This is a genomic window from Metaplanococcus flavidus, assembly GCF_042675885.1.
GTDB classification, from domain to species: Bacteria; Bacillota; Bacilli; order Bacillales_A; family Planococcaceae; genus Planococcus; species Planococcus flavidus.
In genome coordinates, this window is the sequence record NZ_JBHTKI010000008.1 from 211,109 (window position 1) to 228,253 (window position 17,145).

The following is a 17,145-nucleotide window of genomic DNA, read 5'->3' on the forward strand; positions in this document are numbered from 1 at the left end:
AACACCTCGGTTAATTATTGTACTTCTTCCTGATAATCACAATTTACACAATTGATCTGAACGCCTTTTTTCACTTTCTTTTCAACTAAAAGTTCGCTGCATTTCGGGCACGGCCGCTCTATCGGTTTATCCCATGATACAAATTCACATTCGGGATAGCGTTCGCAACCGTAGAAAATACGTTTCTTCTTACTCTTCCGTTCAACGATTTCGCCTTCTTTACATGTCGGGCACTTAACGCCTGTGTGTTTAACAATGGCTTTTGTATTGCGGCATTCCGGAAAATTGCTGCACGCCATGAATTTGCCGTATCGACCAAGTTTGAAGACCATCGGAGAGCCACATTGCTCACAATCTTCGCCTGCAGGCTCATCTTTGATCTGGACTTTCTCCATTTCATTTTCAGCCACTTCGATATCTTTTGCAAATCCGGTGAAAAACTCAGCTATGATTTTTTTCCATTCGATATCACCGTCTTCAACACTGTCGAGATCGTGTTCCATTTTCGCCGTGAATTCGATGTTCAGAATATCCGGGAAAAATTCCAGCACCAGGCTGTGGACAATTTCGCCTAGCTCCGTCGGAATAAAACGCTTCGCGTCCAACGTTACATAGCCCCGTTTTTGAATCGTATCCAGTGTAGGGGCGTAAGTGGATGGCCGGCCTATTCCCAACTCTTCCAGCGTGCGTACAAGACGGGCTTCCGTAAATCGTGGCGGCGGCTGGGTGAAATGCTGTTTCGGATCAATTGCAACAGCTTTTACTTTGTCCCCTTCTTTCATTTCCGGAAGGATGTTGTCTTTGTCTTCGGTTTTATCATCCGTTCCTTCGACATACACTTTCATGAATCCAGGGAATTTAACCTGAGAGCCGTTAGCACGGAACACAGCTTCACCATTCTGAAGCTCTGCCATTACTGTATCTAGAACTGCCGGGCTCATCTGGCTCGCCACAAAGCGGTCCCATATCAATTTGTATAATCGGTAAAGATCGCGCGACAGGATGCTCTTCAGCGATTCCGGTGTACGAAGCACACTGGTCGGACGAACAGCTTCGTGCGCATCCTGTGATTTAGAGGACTGTTTTGCCGCTGCTGATTTCGTGACAAATTCCGATCCATATTTTTCTTCAATGAATTTTATGGTATCTTGTTTGGCTGTATCGGAAATACGGGTGGAATCCGTTCTCATATAAGTGATCAGACCGGTTACCCCTTCCTTGCCGACTGAAATACCTTCATAAAGCTGTTGAGCAAGCATCATGGTCTTTTTGGCGCGGAAGTTCAATTTTCGGGCAGCTTCCTGCTGCAGGGATGAAGTGGTGAAGGAAGGAGAGGGATTTCTCTTTCTTTCCTTTTTCACGACGCGGTTCACTTTGAAGTTTTTACCTTTCATGGTAGCCATTACCGCTTTGACGTCATCTTCATTCTCAAGATTCATCTTGCCATCGGCATTGCCATAGAATTGCGCTTCAAATTTCTTTTTGGCTTTTTCGAATTCACCCGTAATGGACCAGTATTCTTCAGGTTCAAATACTTTGATTTCATTTTCACGGTCAATGACGAGCCGCAGGGCAACTGATTGTACCCGGCCAGCCGATAAGCCTTTTTTGACTTTTTTCCATAATAATGGACTGATGCTGTAACCGACGAGACGGTCCAGGATACGGCGCGCCTGCTGGGCATCCACCAGATCCATATCGATTTTACGTGGTTGTTTAAATGAATCTTTTATGGCATCTTTCGTAATTTCATTGAAAACAACGCGGCAATCAGAGTCCAAATCCACTCCAAGTGATTGGGCTAAATGCCATGCAATTGCTTCCCCTTCTCTGTCGGGGTCAGCCGCGAGAAAGACTTTCTTCGCTTTTTTCGCTTCTTTTTTAAGATCTTGTAAAATTGGGCCTTTCCCGCGAATCGTAATATAGCGGGGTTCAAAATTGTTTTCAACGTCCACGCCCATCTGGCTGCGGGGTAAATCGCGTAAATGTCCTAAAGAAGCGCGGACTTTATACTTTTTTCCCAAATACCGTTCGATTGTTTTCGCCTTTGCGGGCGATTCCACAATCACTAAAAAATCCGACATCATAATTCCTCCTCATAGAGGTTTCTTAAACTTTTACAAACTGTATAAATAAGAAATACCTGTGCAAAATGTATAACAGTTTATGGCTGAATGCAAGGTATTTCATTTCATCACTTATTTCATAACGCGAATTTCTGCGTATTCTTCGAGTACCTGAAACCCGTTCCAAACAGGTTTTGCGCCCTCAGAAATCAATTTATGCGGACCGTCTGACAGGGTTGAGCTGATATCCCCGGGAACTGCAAAGATATCTTTTCCGTGCTCAAGAGCATGTTCTATCGTGCTGAGAGTTCCGCTTTTCAGTGCCGCCTCGGTTACAAGCACACCTTTCACCAAGCCGCTGATGATACGGTTTCTCATGGGGAAATTCCATCTTTTCGGCTGCATATAAGGTGGATATTCGGTAATAACGAGTTGAGTTTCTTCTATTATAATATTCAATTCCCTGTTCTCTTTTGGATAAGGATGCAAAAATCCGCTCCCTGTCACTGCAATCGTTTTTCCGCCAAGTTGGATAGCTGTTTTATGAGCCATGGCATCTGCCCCTTTCGCCAAACCGCTGACAATGACAAAACCAGCCGCCACCAGGTCAGGAACAATGGCGTCCATCGCTTTCTGGGAATAGATTGATGCTTTTCTGGCGCCTATAACACCTATCCGATTTTCATTGTGCAATAAATCCGAGTTGCCTTTAGCATAAAGGATGGCGGGTGGATCGATTAAATGGAAAAGGCTTTGTGGATAATTAGGGTGGTTATAAGATATGGGGAGTATCTTATGTTTTTCATAAGTTTCAGAATAGGGGGTATTCAAGGATTTCAGATAGCCGGATTTCAGCGATATTGCCGTTTCATGTCTAATTCCGAGCAATTGGCTGATTTCGTAGGCAGGCCTTTTTTCCAGGTATTCGAGATGCGGATCGTCAATCATCAGCCGTTTGATGCGATTGAGCGGTTGGGGGTAAATATAATGCAAAGCCAGTAAGCGGTGTTCGAACATTTTATCCATAAAGTTCCTCCATTCTTTGTGGATGCCTGACCGGGATGAAGTGCAACTTAATTCCTATAGTAGACGTATAGGCAGATCATGTAAATAGAAGTTTTAAATGTATATTAAGTAATTAGCTTATTTATACCGCTTCGGCGCTCTGGAAAGAGCAAAGATTATGCTCCTGCGCAGTGCTCGTCGCAAAGACTTAGCCTCGCATGCTTCGGCTAATGTCTTCGAAGCTGTTTTGTGGAATATCGTTTATGAACCATAAAAAAACGCGGAACCAGTTACGGTTCCGCGTTAACATATTAATGTGTTTTACAAGCGTCGTACAGGCCTTTTTCTTTAATCACTTTGATCAAAGTTTCGCCGATTACTGATGGAGTGTCTGCAACTTCGATTCCAGCTTCGTTCATTGCTTTGATCTTGTCTGCAGCAGTTCCTTTACCTCCGGAAATGATCGCACCAGCGTGGCCCATGCGTTTTCCTTCAGGTGCAGTTTGTCCGCCGATAAAGCCGACAACAGGTTTCGTCATATTAGCTTTAACCCATTCCGCAGCTTCTTCTTCAGCAGTACCGCCGATTTCACCGATCATAACAACAGCATACGTATCTTCATCTTCATTGAACGCTTTCAATACATCGATAAAGTTCGTGCCGTTGACAGGGTCTCCGCCGATACCGACAGCAGTCGATTGGCCGATTCCTTCTTCAGACAATTGGTGAGTCGCTTCGTACGTCAAAGTACCAGAGCGTGAAACAACACCGACATGTCCTTTTTTATGAATGTATCCAGGCATGATGCCGATTTTACATTCGTCAGGAGTAATAACGCCAGGACAGTTCGGTCCAACCAGACGTGTTTTCTTGCCTTCCATGTATCTTCTCACTTTCACCATATCCAAAACTGGAATATGCTCAGTGATACAGATTGCCATGTCAAGTTCAGCTTCAACAGCTTCAAGAATTGCGTCAGCGGCGAAAGGAGCCGGTACATAAATTACAGATACATTAGCTCCTGTAGCTTTTACTGCATCTTCTACAGTATTGAAGACGGGTACGCCTTCAGCTTCAGTTCCGCCTTTGCCTGGTGTTACACCTGCAACGATTTTTGTTCCATATTCGAGCATTTGCTTTGTATGGAAAAGGGCAGTTGACCCTGTAATTCCCTGTACAAGCACTTTTGTGTCTTTATTAATGTATACACTCATTTTTGTCCCTGCCCTTCTTTAGCCTACGAGTTCTACGATCTGTTTAGCGCCGTCTGCCATTGTACCGGCAGCAACAATATTAAGACCTGATTCATTCAGCAGTTTTTTACCGATTTCTACGTTAGTTCCTTCAAGGCGAACGACTAGAGGTACGTCCAGGCTTACTTCTTTAGCAGCTTGGATTACGCCTTCCGCAATGATGTCACATTTCATGATACCGCCGAAAATGTTAACGAAGATTCCTTTTACATTCTTATCAGAAAGAATGATTTTGAATGCTTCCGTTACTTTCTCAGCAGTGGCACCGCCCCCAACGTCAAGGAAGTTAGCGGGTGTTCCGCCGTAATAGTTGATCGTGTCCATAGTTGCCATAGCAAGTCCGGCGCCGTTAACCATACAGCCGATGTTCCCGTCTAAAGAAATGTAGCTCAAGTCATACTTGGAAGCTTCGATTTCTTTTGGATCCTCTTCGTCGAAATCACGAAGTTCCACAATGTCTTTGTGGCGGTATAGAGCGTTTTCATCGAAATCGAATTTTGCATCAAGCGCCAGAATATCGCCGTCGCCAGTTTCAACCAACGGGTTGATTTCAACGATTGAAGCATCTTTCTCGATGAACACGGTGTAAAGGCCAAGCATGAATTTCGCTGCTTTATTAATAAGCTTCGGCGGAATGTTCATGTTGAATGCCATACGGCGTGCCTGGAAACCAGTCAGACCGATTACCGGATCAATTACTTCTTTGAAGATTTTTTCAGGAGTGTTTTCAGAAACTTCTTCGATATCAACTCCGCCTTCTTCAGAACCCATAAGAGTGACGCGTGAAGTTTGGCGGTCAAGCACCAATCCGACATAGTATTCTTTCTTGATGTCAGATCCTTCTTCGATCAGAAGACGCTTAATTTCTTTGCCTTCTGGTCCTGTTTGGTGAGTCACAAGAACTTTACCTAAAAGTTCTTTCGCGTAAGCGCGGACTTCATCGAGGTTTTTAGCGATTTTTACACCGCCGGCTTTTCCTCGTCCACCTGCGTGGATTTGTGCTTTTACCACGACAACATCCGTACTCAGTTCTTTTGCAGCTTTCACTGCTTCTTCCGGAGAAAAAGCAACGGTGCCGTAAGAAACTGCTACGCCGTATTGTCTGAGGAGTTCTTTTCCTTGATATTCATGGATATTCATCTGTCATCCTCCAATCAAACATCTGTCTCTTAATTTTATTGCCTCTATCATTGTAATAAAGTTGCCACAGAATGTCCACAGTATACAGCCAACCTCATGAATACTTGGAATATTCAATTGTTTATGAATGCATCTGTTAGTTCACAGCGCCGGCCAAAATTCCTTTAACGGGTTCGAATGTCCGCCTGTGAATCGAAGTAGGCCCATGTAAATCGATGGCATCCAAATGTGACTTTGTTCCGTAGCCTGAATGTTGGTCAAAGCCGTATTCAGGAAATTGAATTGCATATTCTGCCATGATGGCGTCCCTTCCGGTCTTTGCCAAAATGGATGCTGCTGCAATCGCCAGACTTTTCGCGTCCCCTTTGATGATCGATTCGCATGGAACCCCTATGTCAATCTGCATCGCATCCGCCAGCACCATGGACGGGGCAGGACGAAGCGCCGCAGCAGCTTCAGCCATTGACACTTTGGTAGCCTGATAAATATTCAGTCTGTCTATCTCTTCCGGCGGTTGGATATGTACGGCGTAACTGATCGCAATTTTTTTAATTTCTTCGGCAAACTGTTCCCGCTTCGCTTTGGGTATTTTTTTCGAATCATCCAGTCCGAGCAGCGTCGGACATTCTTCCGGCAGGATGACCGCGGCAGTGACTACCGGGCCGGCGAGCGGTCCCCGCCCTGCTTCGTCGATACCGGCAATTTTCCAATCTTCTTGTTGTTTAAAGGAATCGTCGAAATCCTGTTTGGCTTTGTGATTCTCCATCTTCTTTTCATGAAGCTCTTTTTTACGTTTCCAGGATGCCAGGAGTTTCTGCACCGAGTTCCTGTCATCCGCCCCCAGTTTATCCATCCACGGCTCCCATATTACTGCCTTGGATAATTTCTCACGGATCGCTGTGATTTTTTCCATTAAGATGCTCCTTCCTGAACGGCTTTTTTGTATGTATAGCGCAAAGCAGGATACAAGAAAAGAGGCTATCCCGAATCAGGATCAGCCTCTTTTAGTTGCCTGCTGCTATATTATTCCTCTTCTTTCACAATCATTTCATCTTTATAATCAAATGTAACTCTGCCAAGATACTGATTGCGAATATCGCGGATAATGGCTTCAGCTGTCATTTCATAATCCACTTCGCCATCATGTGCCACGAAGCGCCGCTTCTTGGCTATATGATTAAACGTATGAACAATCTCTTCGTCGACATGATCGATGCCATAACGCTCGAATAAACGCTCCGGATAACGCTCTTCCAAAAACTTCAGCGCATAGATGGCCAATTCCTCCATCTCGATGACAGTATCTTTGATGGCACCGGTTACCGCCAGTTTAAAGCCGGTTTCCGGATCTTCGAATTTTGGCCACAGAATACCGGGCGTATCAAGCAATTCAATTTCCTTGCCGACTTTAATCCATTGCTGGGCTTTTGTCACACCCGGCATATTACCTGTTTTTGCAAGGCTCTTTTTCGACAGCCGATTGATCAATGTCGATTTCCCGACGTTCGGTATGCCGACAATCATCGCACGGATGGCCCGCGGTTTGATGCCTTTGGCAATCATGCGATCCCATTTTTCCTTCAGAATCTCTTTGGAAGCTTTCGTTACCGCCTGCAGCCCTTTTCCTTCAAGCGAGTTGATGGCGACTGCACGTGTGCCTTGTCCTTCAAAATAACGGATCCATTTTTTGGTTTCCGTGTCATCTGCCATATCCATCTTGTTCAGGATAATCAACCGCGGTTTATGCTGTATCACCTGATCGATCATCGGATTTCGTGATGATAAAGGAAGCCTTGCATCCACCAATTCAAAAATAATATCTACCAATTTCAGTTTTTCCGTAACTTCTCTCCGGGCTTTCGCCATATGTCCCGGGAACCATTGTATCGTCATAAAACCTCTCCTTACTTCACAATTCCAGCCTCTTCAAACGGCCAGAATACAAAACTCGTGCTGCCGACCACTTCTTCCATCGGAACTACGCCAATAATTCGGCTGTCTTTGCTGTGCCGGCGGTTATCTCCCATTACAAAAACTGTTCCTTCAGGGACAGTGCCCGCATTAATCTTTTCTTCAAGCGTGAAATCTTCTGTAAATGTCCCGTTGATGCCTTCTTTATAGTCATCGAGATACGGCTCATCAACCGGTTCCCCGTTGATGTATAGTTGATCATCTTCATATGCAACGTGATCGCCAGGAAGGCCGATGATCCGCTTGATATAATCTTTTGCTTCAGGCGCATGAAAAACGATGATGTCGAACCTCTCCGGTGCCCCAATGTTATAACCGATTTTATTGACAATCATGCGATCGCCATGTTCAAGCGTCGGCATCATCGATTCGCCATCGACCACAATCGGTGTGAAAAGGAAGATCCGGATAATTGCCGCGAGGCCGAATGCTATCAATAAAGCCTTTGACCATTCCCAAACTTCATTTTTCTTTTTCACTTCTGTTTCCATGCGGGTTCCTCCCTATGCTTTGTGTTTTAATTGTACAAGGATATTTACATTTAAGCAAAAAAGAAAGAGGGCGCGGACGCCCTCTTTCTGCATTGCAATCTTATCGAATTTCTTTGATGCGTGCTGCTTTACCGCGAAGGTTACGCAAGTAGTACAGTTTCGCACGACGAACTTTACCGCGACGGGTAACTTCAAGTTGAGCAATTTTTGGCGTGTGTACAGGGAATGTACGTTCAACACCAACACCGTAAGAGATTTTGCGGACCGTGAATGATTCACTGATCCCGCCTCCGCGACGGCCAATTACAACTCCTTCGTATACCTGAATACGTTCGCGTGTACCCTCGACAACTTTAACGTGGACGCGAACAGTGTCTCCAGGACGGAACTTCGGAAGATCCGTACGAAGCTGTTCTTTTGTGATTTCTGTAATAATGTTTTGCATGGTTTTCTCTCCTTCTACAGATGCTCTTACAGCCATTTAACGATTGCAGCGGAACACCGTGATCCTGTACTTCACATAAAAGTACAGACTCCATGTTATCACTAAGCAAAAGCTATTGCAAGAGTTAATCTATAATCATTTTCCTTTTGTCAGCTCATCCAAAATCTTCTTTTGGGCTGCAGTCAAATCAATCCTCTCAAGCAGATCCGGACGGCGTTCGAGCGTTCTTTTCAAGGTCTGCTCTTCACGCCATTTATCGACCAGGCCATGATTGCCCGAAGTCAGCACTTCCGGAACTTTCCACCCGCGATACTCGGCTGGCCGCGTGTATTGCGGGTGTTCAAGGAAGCCTGTCGAAAAGGAATCTTTTACCGGTGAATCGGAATTGCCGAGCACACCGGGCAACAGACGCACGACACTGTCAATAACGGTCATTGCGGCAAGTTCTCCCCCGGTGAGAACGAAATCCCCGATGGAGATTTCATCTGTCACTAAATGGTCCCTGATCCGCTCATCATATCCTTCGTAATGGCCGCAGATGAAAATCAATTCATCTTCCTGCGCAAGTTCTTCCGCCTTTTGTTGCGTGAAGCGCTCGCCTTGCGGGCACATCAGGATGACACGCGGTTTGCTGTCGCCGGAAAGCGCCTCTACAGCATTGAACACCGGCTCCGGTTTCAAGACCATGCCGGCTCCTCCACCGAATGGATAATCATCGACCTGCCGTTTGTTGTCGGCAAAGTCCCTGAAATCGGCAACGGCAAATGTTACCGCATCCTTCTCCTGCGCTTTTTTCATCATCGACTGATTGAATACACCTTCGAACATTGCTGGAAATAAAGAAAGGACATTGATCTTCATTCGTTCAACAAACCTTCCATGACTTCGATGGTCACTTTTCTGTCTTCCACATCAATTTCCTTTACCACATCTTCGATATAAGGAATGTAATGCTTTTTGCCGGCAGATGGGGTCACTTCCCACACATCGTTTGCGCCGGTCTCCAAAATTTCAGTGATTTTGCCCAGTTCCCGGCCATCGTCCGTGAATACTGTGCACCCGAGGATTTCATGGTGATAGAATGCGCCGTCTTCCAATTCTGTAAGGTCATGTTCCGCAATCCGCAAATACGAATCCTTGAACTCTTCCACATCATTGATATTCGGATAGCCTTCAAACGTCAGCAGCTCGAAATTCTTATGCTGCCTGTGGCTCGCGATTTTTACCATGATCGGCTTTTTGGCATCCTTTTTGAAAAGGCCCAGTTTCGTGCCGACTGCGAAACGCTCTTCCGGAAAATCAGTACGGGATAAAACCCGCACCTCTCCCCGGATGCCGTGAGTATTTACGATTTTCCCAACATTAAACCATTCCACGCACAAACATCCTTTCTGTTTCAGTATTTCTATTATAAAAAATTATTAAGTAACCGCTTCGGCGCTTAGGACAAAGCTCCCGCAATAAGCCGAGAAGTGCACTCGTCTTATTGCTTCGCTCAGTCCATAGGCGCGCCGGCGCTGAGAAAGTAGCTTTGATTGAGAGAGTACCTGAGATATGGAGCAAAACATCGAAGACGCCCAGGGGAGCAGGCGAATGACGACGAAGTGCAAGATCCACTTGGGCGAAGTGAAACGAGCCCGAGTTAGCTCAGCGCGAGCCAAGCCTTGACCGAAGCCTGCGAGGACAAGGCTTTGCGACGAAGCAGCGCAGCGATGCAGGAGCACGGGTTTTGGCAAGCAAGCTGTTTTGCGGAATATCGGCTATCCCGACAATTCCCAAGAAAAAAGGAAGGAACCGGGGCTCCTTCCTTTTACTCAATCCACAATATCGAGGTAAGTTTTCTTCTTATGATGATTGCCTGCTGCTGAATACACAATGGCGCGGATGGCTTTCGCCACACGGCCTTGCTTACCGATAATTTTCCCGGTATCTTCCTGATGAACAGAAAGCTTGTAGACAATACGGCTGTTATTTTCGTCAATTACGATACGAACTTCTTCCGGATGATCGACCAGCGGTTTCACAACGGTTTCAATCAGCTGCTTCATAAGAAAATCTCCCTTACTTGTTTAATTTGTCGTTATGGAATTTCTCCATAAGGCCTTTTTGAGAAAACAAGTTACGAACAGTATCAGATGGTTTAGCACCATCGTGAAGCCATTTCAACGCCAATTCTTCGTCGATTTTAACTTCAGCTGGAACTGTCAGCGGGTTGTAAGTACCTACTGTCTGGATTTGACGGCCGTCACGTGGAGCACGTGAGTCAGCTACTACGATACGGTAAAAAGGAGATTTTTTAGCTCCCATACGTTTTAAGCGAATTTTTACTGCCATTTTTTAAAGCACCTCCGAATAGTTTCACACAAGATATTATATTAGCAAGCTTTAAATAGTTTGTAAAGTATTTTTTCTTAACACCTTAAAAAATTATTTAAAAAGTGAGTCCAGACCTGGCATCGACATCTTTTTCTTTCCTTTTTTGCCGCCCATTCCGGACATTTGTTTCATCATTTTCTTCATATCTTCAAATTGTTTCAACAGGCGGTTAACATCCTGTATCGAAGTTCCTGATCCCCTGGCAATCCTTTTTTTGCGGTTTGCGTTGATGATTTCAGGAGTTGTTTTTTCTTGAGTCGTCATCGAATAGATGATGGCTTCGACACGGCCCATCTGGCTTTCATCCACTTTTGCGTTTTCCAGCCCTTTGATTTTATTGGCGCCGGGCATCATTTTCAGGATTTCATCCAGCGGTCCCATCTGCTTCACCTGAGCGAGCTGTTCCAGAAAATCATCGAATGTAAATGAAGACGTGCGGAATTTCTCTTCCAGCTGTTTCGCTTTTTCTTCATCGACATTGGTCTGCGCTTTTTCAATCAGAGACAACATATCGCCCATGCCGAGAATCCGGGAAGCCATACGTTCCGGATGGAACACATCGAGCGCATCCAATTTTTCGCCCATACCGATGAATTTAATCGGTTTTTGGGTAACCGTACGGATCGATAATGCCGCACCGCCCCTTGTATCACCATCAAGTTTTGTCAAAACGACGCCTGATATACCGATGGCTTCATCGAAGCTTTGCGCCACATTGACGGCATCCTGTCCGGTCATCGCATCGACGACCAGGAAGATTTCATCGGGCTCTTTTAATGCGCGGATATCTTTCAACTCCTGCATCAAATCTTCGTCAACATGCAGACGGCCTGCAGTATCAATGATTACGGTATCCATATGTTCCGCTTTAGCATGCTCAATTGCCTGCCGTGCTATTTCAACCGGAGACATATCTGTGCCTTTTGAAAACACAGGAATCGTCAGCTGCTTGCCGATCGTTTCCAATTGCTGAATTGCCGCAGGACGGTATACATCAGCCGCAACAAGTAAAGGTTTGCGATTATGCTTTTTGCGCAGCAAACCAGCCAGTTTACCAGTAGTAGTCGTTTTACCGGCACCCTGGAGACCGACCATCATGATGACAGTAGGCTGTTTGGTCGAAAAGTTGATTTTACTCTCTTCCCCGCCCATCAATTCCGTTAACTCATCTTTTACGATTTTCACGACTTGCTGGCCTGGTGTCAGACTTTCCATAACGTCCGAACCTGCAGCGCGTTCACTTACTTTTTTGACGAATTCCTTGACGACCTTCAAGTTAACATCCGCTTCGATTAACGCAAAGCGGACTTCACGCATCATGTCCTTAACGTCTGCTTCAGTCACCTTGCCCTTGCCTTTAATCTTTGTCATGGTGCCTTGCAGGCGTTCGGATAAACCTTCAAATGCCATTCGTTCCGCCTCCTAATCCCATTCTTTTAATTCACTGAGAAATTTCCGGATCGATTCATCAGTGAAAGGCTCTTTTTCAAATGAAGAAACCAGTTCCTGCCGCCGTTTAAATTTATCAAACAGCTGCAGCTTTGCTTCATATTCTTCAAGCATCGCTTCAGTCCGGCGGATATTATCATAAACCGCCTGGCGGGTGATATTGTATTCTTCAGCAATTTCACCCAAAGAATGGTCATCCAAATAATACAGCATCATATAACTGCGCTGTTTTGGCGTCAGCAATTCCTGATAGAAATCGAACAGATAATTCATTCGCGTTGTTTTTTCCAAGCCCATCATTTCTGCTCACCCCGTTCATTCTACCAACAACCATACTGAAAATGAATTCAGGTGTCAAGTACTTTTACTTGTCTGCAGAACCTTCTTCAAGCTGTTCTTCCTTATCCAAACCTTCAGCGAACAGGCCATAAACATACTTTTGCGGATCGAATGGCTGAAGATCATCCAACTTCTCGCCAAGTCCGACAAATTTCACAGGAATCTTCAATTTATTGCGGATCGCCAATACGATGCCGCCTTTGGCTGTGCCGTCCAGTTTAGTCAGAACGATGCCCGTTACTTCGGTGACGTCCTTGAACGTCTGTGCCTGGATCATAGCGTTCTGTCCTGTGGTGGCATCAAGCGCCAACAGCACTTCATGCGGAGCGCCAGGCACCTCACGCGAAATGACGCGATGAACTTTTTGGAGTTCGTTCATCAGATTGACTTTGTTCTGAAGGCGTCCCGCCGTATCGCAGATCAATACATCCACGCCCCGGGATTTCGCCGAGCGAACCGCGTCGTACATGACCGCGGCAGGATCGGAACCGGCTGCCTGTTTGATGACATCAACGCCTACACGCTGTCCCCACACATCCAATTGTTCGATTGCCCCGGCACGGAATGTATCACCGGCGGCCAGCATGACCGATTTGCCCTCATTTTTAAAGCGGTGAGCCAGTTTGCCGATGGTCGTCGTCTTGCCGACTCCATTGACGCCCACCATCAGGATGACAGTCAGACCATCAGCGAAATTGATTTCATTCAATTCAGCATCGCCCGCTTGATATATTTCCACCAATTTTTCAGAAATGACCGATTGCACATTGGAAGTGTCCCGGACATTCTTGCGCTGCACTTCGTAGCGTAAATCATCCATCAATTCGATAACTGTTTCAAATCCGACGTCCGCCTGCAACAGGACTTCTTCCAATTCTTCGAAGAAATCCTCATCCACTTTACGGTATTTCGCTACAAGATCATTTATTTTCGAAGTAAATCCGGTACGGGTTTTTTCCAGTCCTTCTTTGTATTTCTCTGTTGATTGCTCTTCCTCGGCATTGCCGGCAAATTTATCTTTCAGCTTTTTGAAAAAACTCATTTGATCACTCCTCGATTTATAGTTGTTCCTGCAATTTAACAGAAACGAGCTTGGATATGCCTGATTCCTGCATTGTAATGCCGTAGAGCACATCCGCGCCCTCCATCGTCCCTTTGCGGTGGGTGATGACGATAAATTGTGTGTCTTCACTGAATTTCTTCAAGTATTGGCTATAGCGCACGACATTCGATTCATCGAGTGCAGCTTCCACTTCATCAAGTATACAGAACGGCACAGGGCGTATGTTCAGGATGGCGAATAGTAACGCGATTGCAGTCAACGCCCGTTCGCCTCCGGAAAGCAAACTGAGATTCTGCAGCTTTTTGCCGGGCGGCTGAGCGATGATTTCCACTCCTGTAGCCAGCATATTCTCCGGGTTGGTCAGCACGAGATCTGCCGAACCACCCCCGAACAACTCTTTGAACACCCGTTGGAAATGAGTGCGGATGGCATGGAAAGTCTCATCAAAACGGGTCGTCATTTCTTCGTCCATTTCCCGGATGACTGTCCGAAGGGTCTCTTTTGCCTCATTCAGGTCATTGCGCTGCTCGGTCAGGAAACTATGGCGTTCCGCAACGTGGTCGAATTCCTCGATGGAGCCGATATTTACCGGACCCAGTTCATCGATGGACTGCTTCAGCAATTTGACTTTTTTGCGCACAATATCTTCCTCGTCCGCAAGTTCATATTGCATCGCCTGTTCGAGTGTAAGTTCGTAATTGGTTTCAAGTTGGGCGTGAAGGCTCTGAATTTGAACATCCAGCCGTGTCGATTTGACTTCACAAATGCGGATCGCTTCAACAAAGCCTTTATGAAGCCGCTGAATTTCTTTCAGCTCCTGCTCCAATGTGGTCAACTCTCCTTGACTTGCAGTGCGCCGTTCTTTCAGCTCGCTGTTCTTCTGTTGTCCAGCCTGCTTTTTACGCGTCCAATTGGTGATCTGCGCAATAATTTCTTCATCAGAATAAACTTTAGCCGCTTCTTCTGATTGCATCCACTCGAGTTCTGACCGAATTTCATCCAGTTTGCGTGCGCTCTTATTCCGGCGCTCCAGCAATTCGGCCTCACTTTGGGTCAGCTGATTGACTCGTTCTTTCATGACAGCTATTTTTGATTTCTCATCTGCAAACCTGGCCAGCACCGCATCCCGGGCACTTTCATTTTGCTGCTTGAATTGGGTCAATTCCTCAATCCGCGCTGATGTGCCGGAAAGTTCCGCCGTTATTTCACCAAGCCTGTTGGATGCCGTTTCTTTGCGTCCGGTTACCGCATCGAGATCGGAACCTTTGTTTTTCTGTTCAGCCTGGAAGACTCTATATCGCTCTTTCGTCGTGTTGAGCACCGCGTTAATTTCACGCAGCGTCATTGCCCGCTCCGATTCCAGATCCCGGTATTTCTCGCCATCAGAACGCAGATCATTCAGTTTCCGTTCTGTGCTGTGGACTTCGGACTGCTCTGTTTTTACGGTCTTTTCTGCAAGTGCAATCGTGTTCTTCATTTCTTTTGACTGTTCCTGTAATTGTTCCAATTCCGCTTTTCTGGTGAAGAACGAGGCCTGTGTTTTATTGGCACCGCCGGTCATTGAACCGCCAGCATTGACGATGTCTCCGTCCAGTGTTACGACTCTGTATCTGTTGCCGATCATTTTCGCAATTGCTGTAGCGCCCTTCAGGTCGTCGGCAATGATGACGTTGCCAAGAAGATTCTCGATGATCATGCTGTAAGCCTGTTCGTAATCCACCAATTCAAACGCCATTTTAATAAATGACGGATGCTGGCGAACAGAAGCTAGTGTATGTTCCGGAATCGTTCTTGGTTTCATGACTGTCATCGGCAGGAAAGTGGAGCGGCCTGCTCTTTTTTCACGCAGGAAGTTGATCGCTTTACGCGCATCTTCCTCGTTTGCCGTGACGATATGCTGGCTCGAAGCCCCCAGCGCCGTTTCAATCGCTTTGGCATAATCCTGATCCACTTGGGCTATTTCCGCTACTGCACCGACAATTCCGGATAATTCGCCCTTTTCACGCGCTTGAAGCACTTCCCGCACCCCTTGGAAAAAGCCCGAAAAATCAGCTTCCAATTCCTGCAGCGTCTCTATGCGTGAATCCATTTGCTTTTGCGATTGGTAGGCCTGGAACAGCAAATTTTGTTTTTTATCAAATGAAGCTTTTAATTGCTGGTAAACAGTTTCGGTTTCCCGATATAAACTGCGCTTTTCTTCGAGAAGCGTTTTAATAGTGTCGTGTTTTCTTTCAGCTTCGGCTCTTTCCTTTTCAAGCCGCTGCAGCTCACTGTCGAAATCCTCCTGTTGCAACGCAATTCTGCTGGTCGATTCCGACAATTGCTGCTGTTGAAGATCGATATTCTTTAATTCATTTTTGACGGTCGCCTGCTCGTTCATCAATTCAATATACTGCGATTTGAACGATTCGATTTCATTTTCAATATCGGCTGGCGTCTTGCTCAATTGTTCTTCCAGCAACCGTATGGAATCCCGGATCTTTTGCTGTTCCAACTTCCGTTCTTCCAGCAGCCCCAGCTGCTCTTCGTGCTTGGCCGTCAGCAATTCGAGTTCCGCCAGTTCGGCGTCGAGACTTTCCTGCAGCTGCTTTGCCTGGCGGTCCGCGTTATGCTTCTTCTCAGACATCAGCAATTTGCGGCCTTCCCATTTTTCCGTTTCAGCGCTGGCTTCAATCAGGCTGCTCTGTTCCGCATCAATTTCCCCATCAAGTTTGGCCAGCAGTTTACGTATGTGGGAAACCGTTTCTTCTTTGGCAGCAATTTCTCCCGATAATTCCTGCTCTTTTGCAATTTGCGCTTCGGCATCTTTGCCAAGTTGCTCTAGTTCAGTCGTTAGCCGGTCAGCGTCGAATGCCAATAGGGCGATGTCCGAATCCTTAAGCTCTTCGCTCATATCGAGAAAGTCGCGTGCAGCGGAAGCCTGAATCTGCAGCGGTTCCATGCGGCCATCCAACTCGTGGAGAATATCCAATACACGATTCAGGTTTTCATCGGTTTCATTCAGCTTCACTTCCGCCTTTTTCTTGCGCTGCTTGTATTTCAGCACACCTGCAGCTTCTTCGAAAATAGAACGGCGTTCCTCCGCTTTGCTGTTAAGGATTTCATCCACTCGTCCCTGCGAAATGATGGAAAAGGCTTCTTTTCCGAGCCCTGAGTCCATGAAAAGGTCTATAATATCCTTCAGTCTGCAATTTTGCTTGTTTAATAGATAGGCACTTTCCCCACTTCGAAAAACCCTTCTCGTTACGCTGACTTCGCTGTAATCGAGAGGGACGCGGCCATCTGTATTATCCAGAACCAAAGTAACTTCGGCAAAATTCAAAGGTTTTCGTGAATCACTGCCGGCAAAAATGACGTCTTCCATCTTCCCACCGCGCAATGATTTTGCTGATTGTTCTCCAAGGACCCAACGAATGGCGTCGGTAACATTGCTTTTCCCGCTGCCATTCGGACCCACGACTGCTGTAACACCGGGCACAAAATCGATGCCAATGCGATCAGCGAACGATTTGAATCCCATGACTTCCAATCTCTTCAAAAACATTCT

General features: G+C 46.1%; 16 protein-coding genes. All 16 read right to left on the reverse strand.

Going from position 1 to position 17,145, the window contains the following annotated elements:
* Positions 1-14 precede the first annotated feature (14 nt).
* Positions 15-2,084: a type I DNA topoisomerase gene (topA, locus tag ACFQ1X_RS06020; protein WP_144837340.1), complete on the reverse strand. Its 2,070-nt coding sequence runs from the start codon at positions 2,082-2,084 to the stop codon at positions 15-17.
* Between the two features lie 114 nt (positions 2,085-2,198).
* The gene (gene dprA, locus ACFQ1X_RS06025) at positions 2,199-3,092 is read right to left on the reverse strand and encodes a DNA-processing protein DprA (protein ID WP_144837343.1); all 894 of its coding nucleotides are present in this window, start codon (positions 3,090-3,092) and stop codon (positions 2,199-2,201) included.
* A 290-nt stretch (positions 3,093-3,382) separates the two neighbouring features.
* Complete coding sequence (gene sucD / locus ACFQ1X_RS06030) at positions 3,383-4,285, reverse strand: succinate--CoA ligase subunit alpha (protein WP_144837346.1); 903 nt, start codon at positions 4,283-4,285, stop codon at positions 3,383-3,385.
* Positions 4,286-4,303: 18 nt separating this feature from the next.
* Positions 4,304-5,464 (reverse strand): ADP-forming succinate--CoA ligase subunit beta, encoded by a 1,161-nt coding sequence (gene sucC, locus ACFQ1X_RS06035; protein WP_144837349.1) that lies wholly within the window; start codon positions 5,462-5,464, stop codon positions 4,304-4,306.
* 136 nt (positions 5,465-5,600) lie between these two features.
* A complete protein-coding gene (locus ACFQ1X_RS06040) occupies positions 5,601-6,377 on the reverse strand; it encodes a ribonuclease HII (protein WP_144837352.1) in 777 nt (258 codons plus the stop codon).
* A gap of 110 nt (positions 6,378-6,487) precedes the next feature.
* Complete coding sequence (gene ylqF / locus ACFQ1X_RS06045; RefSeq protein ID WP_144837355.1) at positions 6,488-7,357, reverse strand: ribosome biogenesis GTPase YlqF; 870 nt, start codon at positions 7,355-7,357, stop codon at positions 6,488-6,490.
* An 11-nt stretch (positions 7,358-7,368) separates the two neighbouring features.
* Positions 7,369-7,926: a signal peptidase I gene (gene lepB, locus ACFQ1X_RS06050; protein ID WP_144837358.1), complete on the reverse strand. Its 558-nt coding sequence runs from the start codon at positions 7,924-7,926 to the stop codon at positions 7,369-7,371.
* Between the two features lie 100 nt (positions 7,927-8,026).
* A complete protein-coding gene (gene rplS / locus ACFQ1X_RS06055; RefSeq protein ID WP_144837361.1) occupies positions 8,027-8,371 on the reverse strand; it encodes a 50S ribosomal protein L19 in 345 nt (114 codons plus the stop codon).
* Positions 8,372-8,506: 135 nt separating this feature from the next.
* On the reverse strand, positions 8,507-9,232 hold the full coding sequence (gene trmD, locus ACFQ1X_RS06060) for a tRNA (guanosine(37)-N1)-methyltransferase TrmD (RefSeq protein ID WP_144837365.1): 726 nt from the start codon (positions 9,230-9,232) through the stop codon (positions 8,507-8,509).
* Complete coding sequence (gene rimM / locus ACFQ1X_RS06065; protein ID WP_144837367.1) at positions 9,229-9,747, reverse strand: ribosome maturation factor RimM; 519 nt, start codon at positions 9,745-9,747, stop codon at positions 9,229-9,231. Before rimM ends, trmD begins: the two co-directional genes overlap by 4 nt.
* A gap of 438 nt (positions 9,748-10,185) precedes the next feature.
* Positions 10,186-10,419, reverse strand: a complete 234-nt coding sequence (locus ACFQ1X_RS06070; RefSeq protein ID WP_144837370.1) for a KH domain-containing protein — start codon at positions 10,417-10,419, stop codon at positions 10,186-10,188.
* A gap of 13 nt (positions 10,420-10,432) precedes the next feature.
* Entirely contained in the window at positions 10,433-10,705 is a 273-nt protein-coding gene (gene rpsP / locus ACFQ1X_RS06075) for a 30S ribosomal protein S16 (protein ID WP_144837373.1), read from the reverse strand.
* A 93-nt stretch (positions 10,706-10,798) separates the two neighbouring features.
* Positions 10,799-12,157 (reverse strand): signal recognition particle protein, encoded by a 1,359-nt coding sequence (gene ffh / locus ACFQ1X_RS06080; protein WP_144837376.1) that lies wholly within the window; start codon positions 12,155-12,157, stop codon positions 10,799-10,801.
* A gap of 12 nt (positions 12,158-12,169) precedes the next feature.
* Positions 12,170-12,493 carry a putative DNA-binding protein gene (locus tag ACFQ1X_RS06085; RefSeq protein WP_144837641.1) on the reverse strand — a complete coding sequence of 108 codons (324 nt, stop codon included), beginning with the start codon at positions 12,491-12,493 and terminating at the stop codon, positions 12,170-12,172.
* A 67-nt stretch (positions 12,494-12,560) separates the two neighbouring features.
* A complete protein-coding gene (gene ftsY / locus ACFQ1X_RS06090; RefSeq protein WP_144837379.1) occupies positions 12,561-13,577 on the reverse strand; it encodes a signal recognition particle-docking protein FtsY in 1,017 nt (338 codons plus the stop codon).
* Positions 13,578-13,593: 16 nt separating this feature from the next.
* Complete coding sequence (smc, locus tag ACFQ1X_RS06095; protein WP_144837382.1) at positions 13,594-17,142, reverse strand: chromosome segregation protein SMC; 3,549 nt, start codon at positions 17,140-17,142, stop codon at positions 13,594-13,596.
* Positions 17,143-17,145: the final 3 nt, after the last annotated feature.